Source organism: Pseudomonas sp. RL, from assembly GCF_000647775.1.
Lineage (GTDB): Bacteria > Pseudomonadota > Gammaproteobacteria > Pseudomonadales > Pseudomonadaceae > Serpens > Serpens flexibilis.
Map to the genome: position 1 here is coordinate 43,699 of NZ_JBOY01000062.1, position 18,972 is coordinate 62,670.

22 protein-coding genes are annotated in these 18,972 nt (G+C 64.6%); 15 read left to right on the plus strand and 7 right to left on the minus strand.

What is annotated here, in order from left to right:
- Window positions 1-71 precede the first annotated feature (71 nt).
- From AS93_RS0110875 to AS93_RS0110885, 3 genes are read left to right on the plus strand one after another with little or no spacing between them, the layout of a single operon-like run.
- Complete coding sequence (locus AS93_RS0110875) at window positions 72-1,100, plus strand: phosphotransferase (RefSeq protein ID WP_027590638.1); 1,029 nt, start codon at window positions 72-74, stop codon at window positions 1,098-1,100.
- The gene (gene murU / locus AS93_RS0110880) at window positions 1,097-1,768 is read left to right on the plus strand and encodes an N-acetylmuramate alpha-1-phosphate uridylyltransferase MurU (protein ID WP_027590639.1); all 672 of its coding nucleotides are present in this window, start codon (window positions 1,097-1,099) and stop codon (window positions 1,766-1,768) included. Before AS93_RS0110875 ends, murU begins: the two co-directional genes overlap by 4 nt.
- A gap of 2 nt (window positions 1,769-1,770) precedes the next feature.
- Window positions 1,771-2,559: a DnaJ domain-containing protein gene (locus tag AS93_RS0110885; RefSeq protein WP_027590640.1), complete on the plus strand. Its 789-nt coding sequence runs from the start codon at window positions 1,771-1,773 to the stop codon at window positions 2,557-2,559.
- Window positions 2,560-2,574: 15 nt separating this feature from the next.
- Here AS93_RS0110885 and AS93_RS0110890 read toward each other — a convergent pair whose 3' ends face one another.
- Window positions 2,575-3,642, minus strand: coding sequence for a DUF3530 family protein (locus AS93_RS0110890; protein WP_027590641.1), 1,068 nt, complete (start codon window positions 3,640-3,642; stop codon window positions 2,575-2,577).
- A 144-nt stretch (window positions 3,643-3,786) separates the two neighbouring features.
- On the opposite strand from AS93_RS0110890, the gene rpe reads away from it, so the two are divergent.
- From rpe to trpC, 6 genes are all read left to right on the plus strand, one after another.
- Window positions 3,787-4,461, plus strand: a complete 675-nt coding sequence (gene rpe, locus AS93_RS0110895; protein WP_027590642.1) for a ribulose-phosphate 3-epimerase — start codon at window positions 3,787-3,789, stop codon at window positions 4,459-4,461.
- On the plus strand, window positions 4,458-5,159 hold the full coding sequence (locus tag AS93_RS0110900; protein ID WP_027590643.1) for a phosphoglycolate phosphatase: 702 nt from the start codon (window positions 4,458-4,460) through the stop codon (window positions 5,157-5,159). Before rpe ends, AS93_RS0110900 begins: the two co-directional genes overlap by 4 nt.
- A gap of 179 nt (window positions 5,160-5,338) precedes the next feature.
- A complete protein-coding gene (trpE, locus tag AS93_RS0110905; RefSeq protein ID WP_027590644.1) occupies window positions 5,339-6,823 on the plus strand; it encodes an anthranilate synthase component I in 1,485 nt (494 codons plus the stop codon).
- A 3-nt stretch (window positions 6,824-6,826) separates the two neighbouring features.
- Entirely contained in the window at window positions 6,827-7,423 is a 597-nt protein-coding gene (locus tag AS93_RS0110910; protein WP_027590645.1) for an aminodeoxychorismate/anthranilate synthase component II, read from the plus strand.
- On the plus strand, window positions 7,420-8,466 hold the full coding sequence (trpD, locus tag AS93_RS0110915; RefSeq protein WP_027590646.1) for an anthranilate phosphoribosyltransferase: 1,047 nt from the start codon (window positions 7,420-7,422) through the stop codon (window positions 8,464-8,466). The genes AS93_RS0110910 and trpD overlap by 4 nt, the downstream gene beginning before the upstream one ends.
- Window positions 8,463-9,263, plus strand: a complete 801-nt coding sequence (gene trpC / locus AS93_RS0110920; protein ID WP_027590647.1) for an indole-3-glycerol phosphate synthase TrpC — start codon at window positions 8,463-8,465, stop codon at window positions 9,261-9,263. The genes trpD and trpC overlap by 4 nt, the downstream gene beginning before the upstream one ends.
- Window positions 9,264-9,314: 51 nt before the next feature.
- Here trpC and crp read toward each other — a convergent pair whose 3' ends face one another.
- The gene (crp, locus tag AS93_RS0110925; RefSeq protein ID WP_027590648.1) at window positions 9,315-9,959 is read right to left on the minus strand and encodes a cAMP-activated global transcriptional regulator CRP; all 645 of its coding nucleotides are present in this window, start codon (window positions 9,957-9,959) and stop codon (window positions 9,315-9,317) included.
- Window positions 9,960-10,188: 229 nt separating this feature from the next.
- Between crp and AS93_RS0110930 the strand changes: the two genes are divergently transcribed.
- The gene (locus AS93_RS0110930) at window positions 10,189-10,611 is read left to right on the plus strand and encodes an OsmC family protein (protein ID WP_027590649.1); all 423 of its coding nucleotides are present in this window, start codon (window positions 10,189-10,191) and stop codon (window positions 10,609-10,611) included.
- A gap of 55 nt (window positions 10,612-10,666) precedes the next feature.
- On the opposite strand, the gene coq7 is transcribed toward AS93_RS0110930, so the two are convergent.
- The 3 genes from coq7 to hemJ all read right to left on the minus strand — a co-directional run bounded on the left by coq7 (window position 10,667) and on the right by hemJ (window position 12,246).
- On the minus strand, window positions 10,667-11,314 hold the full coding sequence (coq7, locus tag AS93_RS0110935) for a 2-polyprenyl-3-methyl-6-methoxy-1,4-benzoquinone monooxygenase (RefSeq protein ID WP_027590650.1): 648 nt from the start codon (window positions 11,312-11,314) through the stop codon (window positions 10,667-10,669).
- Window positions 11,315-11,402: 88 nt separating this feature from the next.
- Window positions 11,403-11,744 (minus strand): histidine triad nucleotide-binding protein, encoded by a 342-nt coding sequence (locus AS93_RS0110940; RefSeq protein ID WP_027590651.1) that lies wholly within the window; start codon window positions 11,742-11,744, stop codon window positions 11,403-11,405.
- Between the two features lie 73 nt (window positions 11,745-11,817).
- Window positions 11,818-12,246 (minus strand): protoporphyrinogen oxidase HemJ, encoded by a 429-nt coding sequence (gene hemJ, locus AS93_RS0110945; protein ID WP_027590652.1) that lies wholly within the window; start codon window positions 12,244-12,246, stop codon window positions 11,818-11,820.
- A 138-nt stretch (window positions 12,247-12,384) separates the two neighbouring features.
- On the opposite strand from hemJ, the gene argC reads away from it, so the two are divergent.
- The 4 genes from argC to erpA all read left to right on the plus strand — a co-directional run bounded on the left by argC (window position 12,385) and on the right by erpA (window position 14,991).
- A complete protein-coding gene (gene argC / locus AS93_RS0110950) occupies window positions 12,385-13,419 on the plus strand; it encodes an N-acetyl-gamma-glutamyl-phosphate reductase (protein WP_027590653.1) in 1,035 nt (344 codons plus the stop codon).
- A complete protein-coding gene (locus AS93_RS0110955; protein WP_037008990.1) occupies window positions 13,419-14,138 on the plus strand; it encodes a DUF6776 family protein in 720 nt (239 codons plus the stop codon). The genes argC and AS93_RS0110955 overlap by 1 nt, the downstream gene beginning before the upstream one ends.
- 5 nt (window positions 14,139-14,143) lie before the next feature.
- Entirely contained in the window at window positions 14,144-14,569 is a 426-nt protein-coding gene (locus tag AS93_RS0110960) for a polymer-forming cytoskeletal protein (protein WP_027590655.1), read from the plus strand.
- A 71-nt stretch (window positions 14,570-14,640) separates the two neighbouring features.
- The gene (gene erpA, locus AS93_RS0110965; RefSeq protein ID WP_027590656.1) at window positions 14,641-14,991 is read left to right on the plus strand and encodes an iron-sulfur cluster insertion protein ErpA; all 351 of its coding nucleotides are present in this window, start codon (window positions 14,641-14,643) and stop codon (window positions 14,989-14,991) included.
- 56 nt (window positions 14,992-15,047) lie between these two features.
- On the opposite strand, the gene AS93_RS0110970 is transcribed toward erpA, so the two are convergent.
- Both AS93_RS0110970 and AS93_RS0110975 read right to left on the minus strand, forming a co-directional pair.
- A complete protein-coding gene (locus AS93_RS0110970) occupies window positions 15,048-16,139 on the minus strand; it encodes an anhydro-N-acetylmuramic acid kinase (RefSeq protein ID WP_027590657.1) in 1,092 nt (363 codons plus the stop codon).
- 2 nt (window positions 16,140-16,141) lie between these two features.
- Window positions 16,142-17,515 (minus strand): peptidoglycan DD-metalloendopeptidase family protein, encoded by a 1,374-nt coding sequence (locus AS93_RS0110975; RefSeq protein ID WP_027590658.1) that lies wholly within the window; start codon window positions 17,513-17,515, stop codon window positions 16,142-16,144.
- A 179-nt stretch (window positions 17,516-17,694) separates the two neighbouring features.
- On the opposite strand from AS93_RS0110975, the gene tyrS reads away from it, so the two are divergent.
- Window positions 17,695-18,894: a tyrosine--tRNA ligase gene (gene tyrS, locus AS93_RS0110980; RefSeq protein ID WP_027590659.1), complete on the plus strand. Its 1,200-nt coding sequence runs from the start codon at window positions 17,695-17,697 to the stop codon at window positions 18,892-18,894.
- Window positions 18,895-18,972 lie beyond the last annotated feature (78 nt).

The window sequence follows — 18,972 nt, forward strand, 5'->3', positions numbered from 1 at the left end:
ATGGGCTGATAAAAGGCGTTGGATGATAAAACATGACCTGCACAACGGCCAGCGCCGTCGGAGACTCCCGAATGATTGATCACGATGTCCGCCTCCAGCGGCTGAGTGCCTGGTTCGACCGGCTTTTGCCTGCACTGTTCGCGTCGCAGGGCTGGGGAGACGTGATTCCGGGTGAGCTGACCCCGGCCAGTAGCGACGCCAGTTTCCGCCGCTATTTCCGCTGGCAGGGTGGTGAGCGCACCTTGATCCTCATGGATGCGCCGCCGCCGCAGGAAGATTGCCGCCCCTTCGTGAAGATAGCCGGCCTGTTGGCCACTGCCGGTGTGCATGTGCCGCGCGTGCTGGCCAGCGATCTCGAAGAGGGCTTCCTGGTGCTCGATGACCTGGGCCGCCAGACTTACCTGGAGGTGATCGACACGCAGAACGCGGATCGCCTGTTCGACGACGCTGTCCGCGCGCTGCTGGCCTTCCAGCAGCTGCCGCAGGATGCCGGTCTGTCCGCCTATGACGAAGCCCTGCTGCGCCGCGAGCTGCAGCTGTTCCCCGACTGGTACCTGGCCTGCGAGCTGCAGGTGAGCCTGAGTGTTGCACAGCAGGCAGCCTGGGAGCGCAGCTGCCGCGTGCTGATCGACAGTGCCCTGGCGCAACCGCGCGTGCTGGTGCACCGCGATTACATGCCGCGCAACCTGATGCTCAGCGAGCCGAATCCCGGCGTGCTGGACTTCCAGGACGCCGTCTACGGCCCGGTCAGCTACGACATCACCTGCCTGTTCAAGGACGCCTTCCTCAGTTGGCCGCTGGACCGCGTGGATGCCTGGCTGGAGCGCTACTGGCTGCGGGCGCGTGCGGCCGGCATCGCGGTGCCGGAACGGTTTGCGGATTTCCTGCGCGACTGCGACCTGATGGGCGTGCAGCGTCACCTCAAGGTGATCGGCATCTTCGCGCGCATCTGCCATCGCGATGGCAAGCCCAGGTACCTGGGCGACGTGCCGCGCTTCTTCGCCTATATCGATGCCGTGACGGCGCGGCGCCCGGAGCTTGCTGAACTGCGCGAGCTGCTGGAAGAGCTGTCGGGGCGACCGGCTGGGTGTTCTGCATGAAGGCGATGATCCTGGCCGCCGGCAAGGGCGAACGCCTGCGCCCGCTGACCCTGCATACCCCCAAGCCGCTGGTGCGCGTCGGTGGCAAGCCGCTGATCGAGTACCACATCGAGGCGCTGGCCCACGCCGGTTTCCGCGAGCTGGTGATCAACCATGCCTGGCTTGGCGCACAGATCGAAGAGTATCTGGGTGATGGCGCGCGCTTTGGCGTGAGTATCGCCTACTCCGCCGAAGGCGAGCCGCTGGAAACCGGCGGCGGCATCCGCAAGGCCTTGCCGCTGCTCGGCGACCAGCCTTTCGTGGTGGTCAACGGCGACATCTTCACCGACTACGATTTCGCCCGGCTGCGCGACATTGAGGTCGCTTCAGTCCATCTGGTTCTGGTCGATAACCCTGAGCATCATGCCGATGGGGATTTCGCCTGGCACGCGGGTCGGCTGGTGGCGGACCGGGAGGATGTGGCGCGACTGACCTACAGTGGTATCGCGGTGCTGCATCCCCGGCTGTTCGCGGGCAGTCCGGAAGGAGCTTTCAAACTGGCTCCGCTGCTGCGCCGCGCGCAGGCCGAAGGAGCGGCCAGCGCGGAACATTTCACCGGGCGCTGGATCGACGTCGGCACCCATGAGCGTCTGGCGCAGGCGGAGCGCCTGCTGGCGGGAGAGTCTTGAACATGCGTTGGCCTGTCACCCTGTTGGGCGCAGCCGCCGGATTGGCGCTGGCGAGCATTCCCGGCGCGCTGTTGGGTGGCGTGCTCGGCCATAGCCTGGATCGCCGTCTGCAGATCCGCTCCTGGAAGGGTCTTATCCAGCGCCTGGGCTGGAGCGGTGGCGAGCTGGATGACAATGACCTGCTGTTCATCCTGCTTGGGCGCCTGGCGAAGAGCGACGGGCGGGTCCAGGAGGCGCACATCGCCCAGACCCGTGCGGAAATGCGCCGCCTGAGCCTGGACACCGAGCAGCAGCGCCGCGCCATCGAAGCGTTCAATCGTGGTAAGACTGGCGACGACGGCCTGTTGTTGCCGTTGCGTCGGCTGCGCAAGCGGCCCGAAAAGGTCCGCAGTGTGCTTTCCAGCTGCTGGCGGCTGGCGGCTGCCGAGCCGCAGATCAGCGAGCGCAAGCGCAATCTGATTCTGCTCTGGGGCCGCTGGGCCGGCTGCACACCGGGCGAGGTGTTGGATCTGCAGCCGACCGCCAGCCAGCACAATCCCGGCAAGGCGCGTGAATCGGCGGTGGCGCCGCGCGCGCGTAACCCCTACGAGGAAGCCCTGCAGCTGCTCGGTGTGCGGGAAACCTCCGAGTCCGGGGAGATCAAGCGCGCCTACCGTCGCCTGCTCAGTCAGTACCACCCGGACAAGCTGGCCGGCGCCGGCGCCAGCTCCGACGCGGTGCGCCAGGCCACCGAAAAGACCCGCGAACTGCACAGCGCCTACACGCTGGTGCGCGAGCGCCACGGGTTCTAAGCGGTCTGCCCTGGTTCAGCGCTGCGCCGAGCGTGCGTCCAGCTCCAGCCAGCCGCGCACGCGGCGTACCAACTGCTCCTGCTCGGCGCGAGCGTCGCTCGGCAGGCTCTGCAAGCCGACCTGCATATAGGCCGGATGCTGCTGGCGCTTGCCGGCGTTCAGGCGTTCACGGGCGGCAGTCGACTGGTGCGCCTGGTCACGGTAGTAGAAATCGGCGGTCGCCAGGCGCAGCTGCGGCAGCAGCTCGTCGAGTCCTGTCTTGGCGTCCCCGGGTTCGCGGGGGGAGACAATCACCAGTTGCGCCACCTCGCCCGGCTGCTGCTCCTGAAGGAAGCGCGCGGCCCAGTAGGCGCCGGTGCCGTGGCCGAGCAGGACCAGCGTGCGCGGCTGCTGCTGGCGCGCAAATTCCAGTGCGGCGCGCAGGCGTGCCTGCACACGTTGGGCGTGGTCCGGTTCCGCCGGGGCCAGGTCGTCCAGCGCCGCGCTGGCGCTGGCTGTGTCCGGAGTGAATTCGGCGGCAACGGTCGGGGTGCTTGCCTCCTGCTCGGCGCGGGCCGTTTCGGCTGCCGGCTCGCCCTCCGTTTCCAGCGCTTCGGGTGCTTCCACTTTTTCCACACCTTCCAGCATCACGGTCACCGGCTTGCCCTTGCGTGCTTTCACACCGGCGTTCGGGCCGTCCGGCAGGGTCAGGCTCAGGGTGCTCCAGCCGAGGTCCGGCAACTGACGGCGCAGCGGACCAATTGCGGTGGGCCAGTCTGCGGTTTCGCCCTCGCCCGGCAGGAGGATCACCAGCCCGGCGGGCTGCGCTTGGTTGGCCGGCAGCCACAGGGACAGGAACGGATCGGCGCCACCGTCGAGGGTAAGTTGCTGGCGCGCCGGCAACTGGCGCTGCAAGGCCTGCTGCTGCGCCTCGCTGCGGCTGTCCAGCATGGGGCGCGGCGGCACGCTGCGTGGCGCGGGCTCAACGCTGAGAGGCGCGGCTTCAGGGGCGGTGGCTGCGTTGTCCTCGGCCAGGGCTGGCAGGCCGTGCAACAGCACAGCCAGGGTCAGAGGAGAAAGCAGGGCGGCAGGGTGGCGCAGCATGGCAACGAACCGGCGATGGGGGAGACGCACGGAGTCTAAAGGGCAATTGCCGGCTTGTCAGGCAAGGTGTCGGCGGACAGCGCAAGCCCGCCAGCGGGAGTACAATGCGCGCTTTTCCGGAATTGCCCTGCCGAGGTCCGTCCCATGCAACCCTTCGCCATCGCTCCGTCGATTCTCTCCGCCGACTTCGCCCGCCTCGGCGAAGAGGTGGACAAGGTGCTCGCCGCCGGCGCCGACATCGTGCACTTCGACGTGATGGACAACCACTACGTGCCCAACCTGACCATCGGCCCGATGGTCTGCAGCGCGCTGCGCAAGTACGGCATCACCGCGCCCATCGACGCGCACCTGATGGTCAAGCCGGTGGACCGCCTGATCGGCGACTTCCTCGAGGCGGGCGCCAGCTACATCACCTTCCACCCTGAAGCCAGCGAGCACATCGACCGTTCCCTGCAGCTGATCAAGAGCGGCGGCGCCAAGGCTGGCCTGGTGTTCAATCCGGCCACCCCCCTGGACTGCCTGAAGTACGTGATGGACAAGGTCGACATGATCCTGCTGATGAGCGTCAACCCCGGTTTCGGCGGACAGAAGTTCATCCCCGGCACCCTGGACAAGCTGCGCGAGGCACGCGCGCTGATCGACGCCAGCGGCCGCGACATCCGCCTGGAGATCGACGGTGGCGTGAACGTGCAGAACATCCGGGCCATCGCCGAGGCCGGCGCCGATACCTTCGTCGCCGGCTCGGCAATCTTCAACCAGCCCGACTACAAGGCGGTGATCGACGCCATGCGCGCCGAGCTGGCGCACGTCGCGCGATGACCCTGCTGGAAGCACTGTTCGGCGGCCGGCTGCCGCGCCTGGTGATGTTCGACCTGGACGGCACGCTGGTGGATTCCGTGCCGGACCTGACCGCCGCCGTGGACAGCATGCTGCGCCAGCTGGGCCGGGCTCCGGCTGGCATCGAAAAGGTGCGTGATTGGGTCGGCAATGGCGCGCCGGTGCTGGTGCGCCGCGCCCTGGCCGGGCAGCTGGACCATACTCGAGTGTCCGACGAGGAGGCCGAGGCGGCGCTGGCGCTGTTCACCGAGGCCTACGCCGGCAGCCATGCGTTGACCAGCGTCTACCCCGGCGTGCCGGAATGCCTGGAATGGCTGAGCGCCCATGACATCTCGCTGGCCGTGATCACCAACAAGCCGAGCCGGTTTGTCGCTCCGCTGCTGGAAGAAAAGGGCCTGGCGCAGCACTTTCGCTGGACGGTGGGCGGCGACACACTGCCCGTGCAGAAGCCCGATCCCGCCGCGCTGTTCTGGGTGATGGACAAGGCCGGGGTATCGCCCGCCGATTCTCTGTTCATCGGTGACTCGCGCAACGATGTGCTGGCCGCACGTGCCGCCGGCGTGCGCTGCGTGGCCCTGAGCTACGGTTACAACCATGGCCGGCCCATCGCCGAGGAGATGCCCGACCGGGTTCTCGACGATCTGCGCCTGCTGGTTGCCAGCGTTGCGGGGCTGCGCTAGTGTGGCCGGCACCGTATCACCCCCTGGAAGAGATCAGATCGTGGTGGTCACCCGCAAACAGTGGATGAAAGTTCTCAAGGCCCTGGCCCGTTGGCGCTGGCGCGCCTGACTTTCTCCTGCCGGCCGCGCCGGCCCGTTTGCCCGACCTTTTGTTTTGCCCCTCCGACCACGAGGCTGACATGACCCGCGAAGAATTCCTGCGTTTGGCCGCCGACGGCTATAACCGCATCCCGCTGGCGTTCGAGACGCTGGCTGATTTCGATACCCCGCTTTCCCTCTACCTCAAGCTGGCCGACCAGCCACATACCTACCTGCTCGAATCCGTGCAGGGCGGTGAGAAATGGGGGCGTTACTCCATCATCGGTCTGTACAGCCGCACCGTGCTGCGCGTGCACGGCCACCAGGTTCAGGTGCACGACAACGGCGCGCTGGTCGAAGAGGCCGAGGTCGACGATCCTCTGGACTTCGTCGAGCAGTTCAAGGCGCGCTATCGCGTGCCGACCCTGCCCGGCCTGCCGCGCTTCGACGGTGGCCTGGTGGGCTACTTCGGCTACGACAGCGTGCGTTACGTGGAGCGCAAGCTCGCGCAATGCCCGAATCCCGATCCGCTGGGCACCCCGGATATCCTGCTGATGGTGTCCGACTCGGTGGTCGTCTTCGACAACCTCGCCGGCAAGCTGCACTGCATCGTGCTGGTCGATCCGGCGCAGGCGGATGCCTACGACGCCGGCAAGCAGCGTCTGCAGGCCCTGCGCGAGCGGCTGCGCCAGCCGATCACGCCACGTCCGGGGCTGGACTTCGACCGGGCGAAGGGGCCTGAGCCGGTGTTCCGCTCCAGCTTCAGCCAGGAGGCCTTCGAGCAGGCGGTTCGGCAGATCAAGGAATACATCCTGGCCGGGGACTGCATGCAGGTGGTGATCTCCCAGCGCATGTCGATTCCCTTCCAGGCCGCCCCCATCGATCTCTACCGCGCGCTGCGCTGCTTCAACCCCACCCCCTACATGTACTTCTTCAACTTCGGCGACTTCCACGTGGTGGGCTCCTCGCCGGAAGTGCTGGTGCGCGTCGAGGACGGCGAGGTCACCGTGCGGCCGATCGCCGGCACCCGTCCGCGCGGCGCCAACGAGGAGGCCGACCGCGCCCTGGAACAGGACCTGCTGTCCGACGCCAAAGAGCTGGCCGAGCACCTGATGCTGATCGACCTGGGCCGCAACGATGTGGGCCGGGTGTCGAACACCGGCTCGGTGAAGGTCACCGAGAAGATGGTGATCGAACGCTATTCCAACGTGATGCACATCGTTTCCAATGTCACCGGTCAGCTGAAACCCGGGCTGTCGGCCATGGATGCGCTGCGCGCCATTCTGCCGGCCGGCACCCTGTCCGGGGCGCCGAAGGTGCGCGCCATGGAAATCATCGACGAGCTGGAGCCGGTCAAGCGCGGCATCTACGGCGGCGCGGTGGGTTACCTGGCCTGGAACGGCAACATGGACACCGCCATCGCCATCCGCACCGCAGTGATCCGCGACGGCGAGCTGCACGTGCAGGCCGGCGCCGGCATCGTCGCCGACTCGGTGCCCGCGCTGGAGTGGGAAGAAACCCTGAACAAGCGCCGCGCCATGTTTCGCGCGGTGGCGCTGGCCTCGTCCGAAGCGGAAGGAGCGTAAGCCATGCTGTTGATGATCGATAACTACGACTCCTTCACCTACAACGTGGTGCAGTACCTGGGCGAACTGGGTGCCGATGTCCACGTGATCCGCAATGACGAGCTGACGATCGCGCAGATCGAGGCGCTCAAGCCCGAGCGCATCGTCGTCTCGCCGGGGCCCTGCACGCCGACCGAAGCCGGCGTGTCCATCGAGGCGATCCTGCACTTCGCCGGCAAGCTGCCGATCCTCGGCGTATGTCTGGGCCACCAGAGCATCGGCCAGGCGTTCGGCGGCAAGGTGCTGCGCGCGCGGGTAGCCATGCATGGCAAGACCAGCCCGGTGTTCCACGCGGACCAGGGCGTGTTTGCCGGGCTGAACAATCCGCTGACCGTGACCCGCTACCACTCGCTGGTGGTCGAGCGCGACAGCCTGCCCGACTGCCTGGAGATCACCGCCTGGACGCGACGCGACGACGGCGGCGTCGACGAGATCATGGGCCTGCGCCACAAGACCCTGAATATCGAGGGCGTGCAGTTCCACCCGGAATCCATCCTCACCGAACAGGGCCACGAGCTCTTTGCCAACTTTCTGAAACAGTCCGGAGGCGTGCGCCAATGAACATCAGGGATGCCCTCAACCGGGTGGTCAACCACCTGGACCTGAGCACCGAGGAAATGCAGGACGTGATGCGCCAGATCATGACCGGCCAGTGCACCGACGCGCAGATCGGCGCCTTCCTGATGGGCCTGCGCATGAAGAGCGAGAGCATCGACGAGATCGTCGGTGCCGTGCAGGTGATGCGCGAACTGGCCACCCCGGTCAACGTGCCGGGCGCCAACCTGGTCGACAACTGCGGCACCGGCGGCGACGGCATGAACATCTTCAACGTCTCCAGCGCGGCGTCCTTCGTGGTGGCGGCGGCCGGCGGCAAGGTGGCCAAGCATGGCAACCGAGCGGTGTCCGGCAAGAGCGGCAGTGCCGACCTGCTGGAAGCCGCCGGCGTGTATCTGGACCTCAAGCCCGAGGAAGTGGCGCGTTGCGTGGACACCGTGGGCGTGGGCTTCATGTTCGCCCCGGCGCACCACGGCGCCATGCGCCATGCGGGCAACGCCCGCCGCGAGCTCGGTTTGCGCACGCTGTTCAACATCCTCGGGCCGATGTCCAACCCGGCGGGCGTCAAACGCCAGGTGCTGGGTGTGTTCAGTAAGGAACTGTGCCGGCACATGGCCGAGGTGCTGCGCCGGCTGGGCAGCGAGCACGTGATGGTGGTGCATTCCAAGGACGGCATGGACGAGATCAGTCTGGCCGCACCCACCCACGTGGCCGAGCTGCGCAACGGGGAAATCCGCGAGTACGACATCTTGCCGGAGGACTTCGGCATCAGGAGCCAGAGTCTGATCGGCCTGACCGTCAACGATGCCCAGGAATCGCTGGCGCTGATCACCGACGCGCTGGGTCGGCGCAAGACCGAGAACGGTCAGAAGGCCGCAGACATGATCGTGCTCAACGCCGGTGCGGCGCTGTATGTCGCCGGTGTGGCCGGCACGCTGAAGGATGGCATCCACATGGCCCACGATGCGCTGTACAGCGGCCTGGCCCTGGACAAGCTGCAGGAGCTGGTGTCCTTCACCGCCGTGTTCCGCCAGGAGGCTGCGCAATGAGCCTGAGCGTGCTGGAGCGGATTATTGCCCGCAAGGCCGAAGAAGTCGCTGAACGCCGTGGCCGGGTGAGTCTGGACGAGCTGGAGCGCCTGGCGAAGCAGGCCGATGCGCCGCGTGGCTTCGCCCGTGCCCTGCAGGAGCGTGCCGCGCGGCGCGAGGTGGCGGTCATCGCCGAGGTGAAAAAGGCCTCGCCGAGCAAGGGCGTGATCCGTCCGCACTTCGCGCCAGCGGAGATCGCGCGCAGCTACGAGGCCGGTGGCGCCGCTTGCCTGTCGGTGCTGACCGACATCGATTTCTTCCAGGGTAGCGACGCCTACCTGCAGGAGGCGCGCGCCGCCTGTTCGCTGCCGGTGATCCGCAAGGACTTCATGATCGATCCGTACCAGATCGTCGAGGCCCGCGCGCTGGGCGCCGACTGCGTACTGCTGATCGTCGCCAACCTGCAGGACGGCCAGATGGCCGAGCTGGCGGCGGTGGCCAAGGCGCAGGGGCTGGATGTGCTGGTCGAGGTGCATGACGGCGCCGAACTGGAGCGTGCGCTGCGCCTGGATACCCCGTTGTTGGGCATCAACAACCGCAACCTGCACACCTTCGAGGTCAGCCTCGACACCACCTTGGCGCTCAAGGAGCGGGTGCCGGCCGACCGAATGGTGATCACCGAAAGCGGCATTCTTGGCCGCGCCGACGTCGAGCGGATGGAGGCCAACGGGGTGTATGGTTTCCTGGTAGGCGAGGCGTTCATGCGCGCCGAGGATCCGGGCGCCGAGCTCAAGCGCCTGTTCTTTCCCGCGCGCTGAAACCGCCCATAAAAAAACCGGCCCTGAGGCCGGTTTTTTTATGGCTGGGTTTCAGCGGGTGCCGAACACCACCATGGTCTTGCCTTTCACGTTCACCAGACCCTGTTCCTCCAGGGACTTGAGCACGCGGCCGACCATTTCCCGCGAGCAACCGACGATACGGCCGATCTCCTGGCGGGTGATCTTGATCTGCATGCCGTCCGGGTGGGTCATGGCGTCGGGCTGCTTGCACAGATCGAGCAGGGTGCGCGCGACGCGGCCGGTGACGTCGAGGAAGGCCAGGTCGCCGACCTTGCGGGTGGTGTTGCGCAGGCGTTCGGCCATCTGGCTGCCCAGGGCGAACATGATTTCCGGGTCCTGCTGGATGAGTTCGCGGAACTTGGCGTAGCTCAATTCCGCCACTTCGCACTCGGTCTTGGCACGAACCCAGGCGCTGCGCGGCTTCTCCGAACCTTCCTTCTCGAACAGCCCCATCTCGCCGAAGAAGTCCCCGGTGTTGAGATAGGCGATGATCATTTCGCGACCGTCGTCATCCTCGATGAGGATGGTGACCGAGCCCTTGATGATGAAGAACAGCGTTTCGCAGCGATCCCCCGCGTAGATGATCGTGCTTTTGGCGGTGTAACGCCGCCGGTGGCAATGCACGAGCAGCTTGTCCAGATGTTTGTTCTTGGAAGCGAGACTGATAGCGACCATGCCCTGAATCCCCAATACGTGGTACGTCCTGTGGAACGTATTTGTTTTAGTTATGCCCGGTGAGTGTGCCATTTAAGTAGTGGCAACTTAACAGCCAACAGGGGGCGATGTTAAACCTTCGTGAGGGTAATCACACGGAACACGTCGCCTGGGTCACAGTGCTTTGGCCAAGAGGCCCACGCGCGCTGTGCTAAGCTGCGCGCCTTTTCCAGTGGGACGAGCGGGACGAATGAAAGCACGCATCCAATGGGCCGGCGAGGCCATGTTTCTCGGCGAATCGGGTAGTGGGCATGTGGTGGTGATGGATGGTCCGCCGGAAAGCGGCGGTCGTAACCTGGGCGTGCGGCCCATGGAGATGCTGCTGCTGGGTCTGGGTGGGTGTTCCAGCTTCGACGTGGTAAGCATCCTGAAAAAGTCCCGCCAGGCGGTGGAGAGCTGCGAGGCGTTTCTGGACGCCGAGCGCGCCACGGAGGACCCGAAGGTGTTTACCCGGATCCACCTGCGCTTCGTGGTGAAGGGGCGTGGGCTGAAGGAACCGCAGGTCAAGCGGGCGGTGGAGCTGTCCGCCGAAAAGTACTGCTCGGCATCCATCATGCTGGGCCGTGCGGGCGTAGATATCACCCACAGCTACGAGATCGTCGAGCTGGGCTGATGGCCGCAAGAACGAAAAAGGCGCCTGCGGGCGCCTTTTTCGTGGGCCGGTGGATTCAGATCCGGTACGTGCTCTTGGTCATGACCTTGGCCATCAGTGACATGCCGAACTTGATCGGGGCGGGGAAGCGATAGCCACCGGCTGCCAGGGCATTGCTGGAGTGCAGCTGCTCGTCGGTGCGCATCTGTTCGAGGATGGCGCGGCTCTTGGCGTCTTCGCGGGGAATCTGCGCCAGATGCTCGTCGAGGTGCTTGACCACCTGGTCCTCGGTGGCGGCCACGAAGCCCAGGCTGACCTTGTCGCTGATCAGGCCGGCAGTGGCGCCGATGCCGAATGACAGGCCATAGAACAGCGGATTGAGGAGGCTGGTGCGGCTGCCCAGCTCACGGACACGCTGTTCGCACCAGGCCAGGTGATCGATCTCCTCATCAGCGGCCTGCTCCATGGCTTCGCGAATGTGCGGCAGCTTGGCGGTCAGCGCCTGGCCCTGGTAAAGCGCCTGTGCGCACACTTCGCCGGTGTGATTGATGCGCATCAGTCCGGCAATGTGGCGTTTGCTCTGCTCGTCCAGGCTGGTCTCCTCTTTCAGGACGGCCGGCGAAGGCCGCGTGGACGGTCCGCTGAAGGGCAGCAGGGTGCGCAGCACGGTGTCGACCTGCTGCAGCAGGCGATCTGCGGGGGAATAGTGACGTTCGCTGGCCATGAGGGTCTCCGGGTCGACTGGCGGCAGAGTGTACTGCATCGCGGCATTGCGGTTTTGATTCGTGTCAGCGCGCCGGCTGGGGTAGCGACTAGCCGGGCGGCCAGTACAAGGGGCGCTGGCCGAGTACGTGCAGGTGCAGATGGAACACCGTTTGCCCGGCCAGGGCGTCACTGTTGATCACCACGCGGAAGCCCTTGTCGCAACCCTGCTGCCGAGCCAGCCGCTGGGCGACGAGGAGCAGATGGCCGGCCAGCGACTTGTCGGCCTGTTCATCCAGGTCATGCAGGGTAGCGATGTGCTTCCGGGGAATGACCAGGAAGTGCACCGGCGCCTGCGGATTGACATCCTGGAAGGCGATCGCCAGATCGTCCTCATACAGGCGTTGCGCGGGGATCTCCCCGGCAGCGATCTTGCAGAACAGACACTCCACGGTGGGGCTCCGGACAGGCGGGAACTCCCAGTGTAGTGAGGGCGATCAGGAATCGCCCATGCCGCCAGTCCGTTCAGAACGGCCGGACCACCACAAGGATGACAATCGCCAGCAGGAAGAGCACCGGGACTTCGTTGAACCAGCGATAGTACACATGGCCGTGCGGGGTTTCGCCCCGGGCGAAGCGCTTGAGCTGGGCGCCGCACATGTGGTGATAGCCGATCAGCAGTACCACCAGGGTCAGCTTGGCATGCATCCAGCCGCCGGTGGCGAACAGGCCCGGATTGAGGGCGAGCATGGCGATACCCAGGATCACCGTGGCAAGCAGGGAGGGCAGCATGATGCCGCGATACAGCTTGCGCTCCATGATGCAGAAGCGATCACGGCTGGCCTGGTCATCGCTCATGGCGTGGTAGACGAACAGGCGCGGCAGGTAGAAGAGACCGGCGAACCAGCACACCATGGCAATGATGTGCAGGGCCTTGAGCCAGAGATAGAGCATCGAGCGGCGTCCTTAAGGTTTTCGAGAGGGCTGCCGATAGTAGTAACAAACCGGGTGGGCGTCATCTCAGTGGTTGGCCGCGACACGCGACGGTCTTATCATCGGCGGCCTTTGTGTGGCTCGACTGAGGGGCGTGAAATGATCAAAGTCGGAATCGTTGGGGGCACCGGGTATACCGGGGTCGAACTGCTGCGGCTGTTGGCCCAGCATCCGCAGGTCGAGGTGGCGGTGATCACCTCGCGCTCCGAAGCTGGCGTCAGGGTGGCGGACATGTACCCCAACCTGCGCGGCCACTACGACAACCTGGCGTTCAGTGTGCCGGACAGCGCCACGCTGGGCGCCTGCGATGCGGTTTTCTTCGCGACGCCGCATGGTGTGGCGCATGCGCTGGCCGGCGAGTTGCTGGCTGCGGGCACCCGGGTGATCGATCTCTCCGCCGATTTCCGCCTGCAGGATGCCGAGGAGTGGGCCGCCTGGTATGGCCAGCCCCATGGGGCGCCCGAGCTGCTCGGCGAAGCCGTGTATGGCCTGCCGGAAGTCAACCGCGAGCAGATTCGCGGCGCGCGTTTGATCGCCGTGCCGGGCTGCTACCCGACCGCCAGCCAGTTGGGTCTGCTGCCTTTGCTGGAAGCGGGTCTGGCCGACCCCGCCACGCTGATTGCCGACTGCAAGTCGGGCGTCAGTGGCGCCGGTCGTGGCGCCAAGGTGGGCTCTCTGTTCTGCGAGGCCGGTGAAAGCATGATGGCGTACTCGGTCAAGGGCCACCGGCACTTGCCGGAGATTCGCCAGGGCTTGCGTCGCGCAGCCGGTGGAGAGGTCGGACTGACCTTCGTTCCGCACCTGACACCGATGATCCGGGGTATCCACGCCACCCTGTATGCCCGTGTGGCTGACCGCTCCGTCGACCTGCAGGCACTCTACGAAAAGCGTTACGCCAACGAGCCCTTCGTGGATGTGATGCCGGCTGGCAGTCATCCGGAAACCCGCAGCGTGCGCGGCGCCAACGTCTGCCGCCTGGCCGTGCACCGGCCGCAGCAGGGCGACCTGGTGGTGGTGCTGTCGGTGATCGACAACCTGGTCAAGGGCGCCTCCGGCCAGGCGGTACAGAACTTGAACATCATGTTCGGCCTGGATGAGCGTCTCGGCCTGAGTCATGCGGGGATGCTGCCCTGATGATGTGGGAAGTCAAAACGCTGGATCCGCGTCATCAGCGCCGCAAGCGAATTCTACTGACGGTGCTGCTGCTCTCCCTGCCGCTGCTGGTGCTGGGTGCCTACTGGAAAGGGGGCGAGGATAGCCGAGAGCGTATTCGCGAGCTGGAAGCTCTGGAAGAGCATTACGAGCAGGTCAGCCGCGAGCTGGAGCAGTCGCAGCAGATGCAGGCCGTGCTGTCCAGCGGCGAGCGCCTGGGCCGCCAGGCCAACGAGCAGAGCCGGCAGACCATCAAGCTTCTCGAAGAGCAGATCTACAAGCTGCAGCAGGACCTGGCGTTCTACAAGGGGGTACTGGCGCCGGCCAGCCGCCGCGAGGGTCTGCGTATCCGCTCGTTCGAGCTGCAGAGCACGGACGATCCGCTGCTGTATCGCTACAAGCTGCTGCTGAGTCGGGTGGGCACGGATGACAAGCCGCTGGAGGGGCAGGTGCGCATCAGCGTGGTCGGCGAACGCCAGGGCGCAGAGGTGGAGCTGGACCTTTCCGAACTTTCCAAGGAGTGGACCAGCACCACATCCTTCGCCTTCCGCCACCTGCAAGCCTTCCCGGAAGGTGCACGGTATGCCGAGCTGAACCTGCCTGAGGATTTCACCCCCAGTCAGGTCAAGGTACGCGCCGATATCAAGGGCCAGCGCCAACCGCTGGAACGTACTTACAACTGGAATGAAGAGAAGAAGTAATGGCCATGTGGAGCAACAGCAATAAGAACAAGCCGGCGTCTGCCGATCTGCAGCGCTATAACGGCAAGACCAGCATCATCGCCGCTGGCGCACTGCTGGTAGGCGATCTGCGCGTGAAGGGCGCTGTTCAGCTGGATGGCCGGCTGCAGGGTAATCTGATCGCCGAGGAAGGACTGGTACGGGTCTCCACGGGTGGTCTGGTCGAGGGCGAGATTCACGCTCAGCACGTCATCCTGGATGGCGAGGTGACCGGCGATGTCCATGCTTCCGAGCACGTCGAGCTTGGAAGCGGTGCCCGCCTGCGCGGCAACCTCTACTACGGGCTGATGGAGATGGCCATGGGTGCACAGATCGAGGGGCGCCTGTACGCCATTCGCGAAGGCGATGCACCGCTGGAGCTGCCGGCGCCTGCGGAAGTCGTCGCCGAATAATTGACTGGTTTACTCGGGTAAGCGGATAATGCCGGCCACGTTGTTTGGCTTGATGCCGGGAGATTTCCAGCATGAGTGTTGAATCCTTCACCCCCAGTCCGCTGATTTTTACCCAGGGGGCGGCACATAAGGTGAAGAGCCTGGTCGAGGAAGAAGGCAATCCGCGCCTGAAGCTGCGGGTGTTCGTGACCGGCGGAGGCTGCTCCGGCTTTCAGTACGGTTTCACGTTCGATGAAGACATCGCCGATGACGATACCGTCGTCGAGCGTGAAGGGGTCAGTCTGGTGGTTGATCCCATGAGCTTCCAGTACCTTGCTGGCGCTGAGGTGGATTACCAGGAAGGCCTCGAGGGTTCGCGGTTCGTGATCAACAATCCGAACGCGAGCACCACCTGTGGCTGCGGGCAATCCTTCTCCATCTGAACAGGACTGTCGGTTAAAACGCCGTGCCCTCGGGTGCGGCGTTTTTGTTTTGTCACTCAGGCCGGGTAGATGGCGCCTAGGATGCGCAGGCCGCGCGCTCCGGTCACGCTTGGCCGATTGGCGGGAATTCGCTCCAGGCAGCAGTGGGCCAGCCAGGCGAATGCCATGGCTTCCATCCAGTCCGCAGGCACGCCGCGCTCATCCGTAATGCAAACGTCCATGCCAGGCAGCAGGCTGCCCAGGCGCTCCAGCAGCGCGCGGTTATGGGCGCCTCCGCCGCAGACGAGCAGTTCCCGGGTGCTGGGCTGACGCTTCAGCAGCGCGTCGGCAATGCTGAAGGCCGTCAGCTCCAGCAGCGTGCGCTGCACATCGGCCTCGGCCAGCGTCGGGAACTTGGTCAGCTTCGCCTGCAGCCAGGGAAGGTTGAACAGCTCGCGACCGGTACTTTTCGGACCGGCTTGGGCGAAAAAGGGCTCATCGAGCAGGCTCTGGAGGAGCGGCGCATTCAATTCCCCGGAAGAGGCCCAATCGCCGTTGTTATCGAAAGCTTCGCCCCGGCATACCTGAATCCAGGCATCGAGCAGCACGTTGCCCGGACCACAATCGAAACCGGCTACCGGCTGGTCAGGGTGCAGCAGCGTCAGGTTGCTGAAGCCCCCGACGTTCAGTACCGCGCGCGCCGTGCCGGTATCGGCAAACAGTGCTTCGTGAAACGCTGGCACCAGGGGGGCACCTTGTCCGTCAGCAGCGACATCGCGACGACGGAAGTCACCTACCACCGTGATGCCCGTAAGTTCGGCCAGAAGGGCGGGGTTGCCGATCTGGATCGTGAATCCCCGGGCGGGTTCGTGGCGAACCGTCTGGCCGTGGCTGCCGATGGCGCGGATCTGCCGCGGCTCGAGGTTGTGCTGACGGAGCAGCGATGCAATGCCTTGGGCGGCCAGAGATGCCCACTGCTGCTCCGTCAGCGCGGCGCGGGCCAGTTCGTCGTCTCCGGAGCGGCACAGGGACAGCAGTTGCTCGTGAAGGGCCGAAGGCATCGGAATATAGTGGTGGCCGAGCAGCCGGGTGCGGTCGTGCTGCTCGACCAGCGCTATGTCCAGACCGTCCAGGCTGGTCCCGGACATGACGCCGAGATAGAGAGGCATACTCAGTCCTTGCGTGCCAGCATGACGGAGCGCTCCTGATTCAGCTGAGCCATCAGCGGGGTGCTGTGCTGGAGGAAGCGCTGCTTTTCCTTGCCACTGAGCGGATCGGCAATCAGCTGCTTCTGGCTCAGGGGGTCAACGTGGGTGCCGTTAACCTGGAACTCATAATGCAGATGCGGTCCGGTGGACAGTCCCGTGGTGCCGATGTAGCCGATGATCTGCCCCTGCTTCACGGTGGAGCCTGTGCGTACATTCTTGGCGAAGCCCTGCATATGGGCATAGAGGGTCCGGTAGCGCGAGCCGTGCTGGATAACCACGGTGTTGCCGTAGCCGCCCTTGGTCCCGGCCAGAATGACCTTGCCATCGCCGGCTGCCTTGATGGGCGTGCCGCGCGGCGCAGCGTAGTCCACGCCCTTGTGGGCGCGGATCTTGTTCAGGATGGGGTGCTTGCGACCCTTTGAAAAACGCGAGCTGATGCGCGCGAAGTCCACCGGGGTGCGGATGAAGGCCTTGCGTACATTGTTGCCTTCGGCCGTGTAATACCCGGTTTCGCCCTTGCTGGTGGTGTAGCGCACCGCGGTATAGGTCGTACCGCGATTGACAAAGCGGGCAGCCAGGATCGCACCACTGCCGACGACCTCGTCGTTCAGCGTCTTTTGCTCGTAGAGCACGTCAAATTCGTCGCCCTCACGGATGTCCATCGCAAAGTCGATGTCGTAGCCGAAGACATTGGCCAGGTCCATGATCAGGCTGTGGCTAAGCCCGGCCTGGTTGGCGGCATCGAACAGTGAGCTGGTAATGGTCGCGTGGGCGTAGGCCTGGCGCATCTCCGGATCGGCCAGGACGCGTTCGAACGTATAGCCGGTTTCGGTCTTCTGGATCTGGATGGTTTCAAGCTGGGACAGCGGTGAGCTCAGGCGTTGCAGCTGTCCGTCCGGAGAGAAGTGGAAATCGAGTTCCTGGCCTTCCCGTATGCGACCCAGCTGGCGAGCCTCCTTGCTACTGTTGAGCATCTCGTGCAGCAACCCGGCCGACAGGCCCACCTGGCTGAATATTGTAGACAGGGTGTCGCCGCGGCTCACCGTGACGCGCATCTGCCAAGGTACTTCAGGTTCGTTCGCACCCTCTTCACTCGCGATCTGTGCAAAGGGATCTTCCTGAGGCTCCTCGAGTTCCAGCGGCGACGTTGGTGGCACGGCCTCCTGAAGAAAGGAGCTGTGGGCCAGTTCCAGTTCCTGGCTGAGATAGGTCTTCTTGGCTTCCACCTCGCGGGAGGGGAACACCAGCAGCGCCAGGCTCAGCAGCGCGGCAATGCCGCTGGCGGCCAGCAAATGGCCTTTGGGGTATAGCGGGCGGCGGGTCTTGAGTGGCTGCATGACGGGATGACGGAATTCTTACCAAAATGACTGACGAAAATATAAGCAAAGAAAAGCCGGGGCAACCTTGACCCAGGCCGGCGTGACGTGTGGTAACTCGCTGCGCCGCTGACAAATTCTTTTTTGGGCCCCGATCTTGTATCTTTACGGGTTTTCAAACTCAGGGTGCCGAGGCGTCTATGAAGTCTGTGGAAGAGCAGTTGGCGCTGATCAAGCGCGGGGCGGATGAGATTCTGGTGGAGGCGGAGCTGGTAGACAAGCTGCGAAGGGGCAAGCCGCTGCGCGTCAAGGCTGGCTTCGACCCGACTGCTCCGGATCTTCACCTGGGTCATACGGTACTGATCAACAAGCTCCGCCAGTTCCAGGAGCTTGGCCATCAAGTGATCTTCCTGATTGGTGACTTCACCGGGATGATCGGTGACCCGTCTGGCAAGAGCGCCACCCGGCCGCCCCTTACCCGTGAGCAGGTGCTGGAGAACGCGGAAACCTATAAGGCTCAGGTGTTCAAGATACTCGATCCGGAGCGCACCGAGGTCGCCTTCAACTCGACCTGGATGGACAAGTTGTCCCCTGCTGACTTCATCCGGCTTTCCTCCAACTACACAGTGGCGCGGATGCTGGAGCGGGATGATTTCAGCAAGCGCTACGCCAGCAATCAGCCGATCGCCATCCATGAGTTCCTATACCCGCTGGTCCAGGGCTACGACTCGGTGGCGCTGCAGGCTGATATCGAGCTGGGCGGTACCGACCAGAAGTTCAATCTACTCATGGGGCGCGAACTGCAGCGGTCTTATGGACAGGAACCGCAGTGCATCCTGACCATGCCGCTGCTGGAAGGGCTGGATGGCGTGAAGAAGATGTCCAAGTCGCTGGGCAACTATGTAGGAATCCAGGAAGCACCGGGCGTTATGTACAACAAGCTGGTTTCGCTGCCGGACTCCATGATGTGGCGCTACTTCGAGCTGCTCAGCTTCCGCTCGATGGAGGAGATCGAAAGCTTCAAGCGCGACGTGGCGGAAGGGGCGAATCCTCGCGACATCAAGATCAAGCTGGCTGAAGAGATTGTCGCTCGTTTCCATGGCGAGGAAGCGGCAGCCTGCGCGCACCGTTCCGCAGGTAATCGCATGAAAGATGGCGAACTGCCCGAGGATCTGCCGGAAATTGAACTGCAGTCGGCCGAGGATATGCCTATCGCCGCCGTTCTCAACCAGGCGGGCCTGGTAAAGAATGCGGCGGGCGCGCGCGACCTGCTGAGCGCCGGTAGCGTGCGGATCGATGGAGCTGTGGTAGACCGGGGCTTTCAGTTCAAGCTGGGTGCAACGCATGTCTGCCAGGCAGGGAAGAAGGCTTTCGCACGCATTAGCCTGAATAAGGGTTGACGATTGTGTGGGGCGCCCCTATAGTGCGCCCCACTTCCAGCGCAGAGCTGCTGAAAACTCCTTGTAAATCAACGAGTT